Origin of the sequence: Embleya sp. NPDC050493, assembly GCF_044458105.1 — a bacterium.
GTDB lineage: Bacteria > Actinomycetota > Actinomycetes > Streptomycetales > Streptomycetaceae > Embleya.
On sequence record NZ_JBITHP010000077.1, the window covers coordinates 1 to 1,160 of the forward strand.

At 42.1% G+C, this 1,160-nt stretch carries 1 protein-coding gene; it reads right to left on the reverse strand.

The genetic code is table 11. The annotated features are described in order from the left end of the window. Positions 1–117 precede the first annotated feature (117 nt). The gene (locus tag ACIBM5_RS47080) at positions 118–1,065 is read right to left on the reverse strand and encodes an IS30 family transposase (protein ID WP_351004109.1); all 948 of its coding nucleotides are present in this window, start codon (positions 1,063–1,065) and stop codon (positions 118–120) included. Positions 1,066–1,160: the final 95 nt, after the last annotated feature.

The following is a 1,160-nucleotide window of genomic DNA, read 5'->3' on the forward strand; positions in this document are numbered from 1 at the left end:
GCTGGTACACAGCCTTACAAAACATTATACCATAAAAAATCGCTTAGGGAAAGCTTTTTTCTTGATTTATATTAAAAAAGTTATAAGTATTTTATTATCGCAAATTGCAAGTCCAAGTTAGCCAGCCAAGCTCATCTCATATGAACTCTTATAGTTGAACATTTTTCTTGGATAATGGTTCATCCAATACTCGATAGCGGCGACTTCTTCAGGGGTCGTCTTTGTTGTGCCTTTTGGCAGATGCCTACGAATCATTCGGTTATGGTTTTCATTCGTCCCTCGCTCAAAGCTCGCGTAGGCGTGTGCATAGTAAACTGGACAGCTTACGTCCTCAGAGAGCCTTGCAAATTCATGGCCATTGTCAGGGGTAATGGATTTGAAGTCATAACTTTTTTGAAGTTCCACCAGCTCATCATTGACCGCCTGTGCTGTTTTCCCATCAATCAAGCGAATGATCTCCGTGCGGTATTTTCGCTCTGTGAGCGTCAAAAGCACCTTGTTCTTAGCTCTCGTAAGAATGACCGTGTCAATCTCGTAATGCCCCACTTCTAAGCGATTGTTAATGAACTCAGGCCGTTCTTCAATAGACTTACCAAAAGGATGCTTTGGCGCACGAGGTTTGATTTTCTTTGCCGCCTTATACTGCGGATAGAAAAGATGATGACGCTTGGCTTCTAACCAGCCCCAGTTGACCCAATTGTAGAGGCTGCTCAGAGAAACTCCTTTTAGAGCCTGATGAATGACTTCCAAAGAGTCCTTGTCTTCTTTAAGACGTGTACTCACATAACAATCAATCTCAGTCGTGAGTTTACTCGGACGAACACTGTGAGCCCTCAATCCTTCATAATTTTCTTGAGCCTTTTTAGCAGAGTATTTTACCTTCCGCTTGAGCTGGATTTCCCCTCGCTTCATCTCTCTGTCAATCGTCCCATGAGCTTTATTCAATAAGCGCGCAATCTCACGGTTGCTCAGTCCTTCTTTATTGTGCCAACGTTCAATGTTTAAACGGTCTTGATTGGTCAGGTGTTTCCCTTTGCTCTGGCTTGTGATAGAATAGTCTTGCATCTGAATTTCCTTTTTATACTATTTGGTCGAACTTCTAGTATAAGAGATTCAGATGTTTTTTGCTTGACTCAAGGTGGCTAACTTCATTTTACAAT

Excerpts from the sequence above, each read along its gene's own strand:
- ACIBM5_RS47080 (WP_351004109.1), bottom strand. The coding sequence starts at position 1,065 with ATGCAAGACTATTCTATCACAAGCCAGAGCAAAGGGAAACACCTGACC.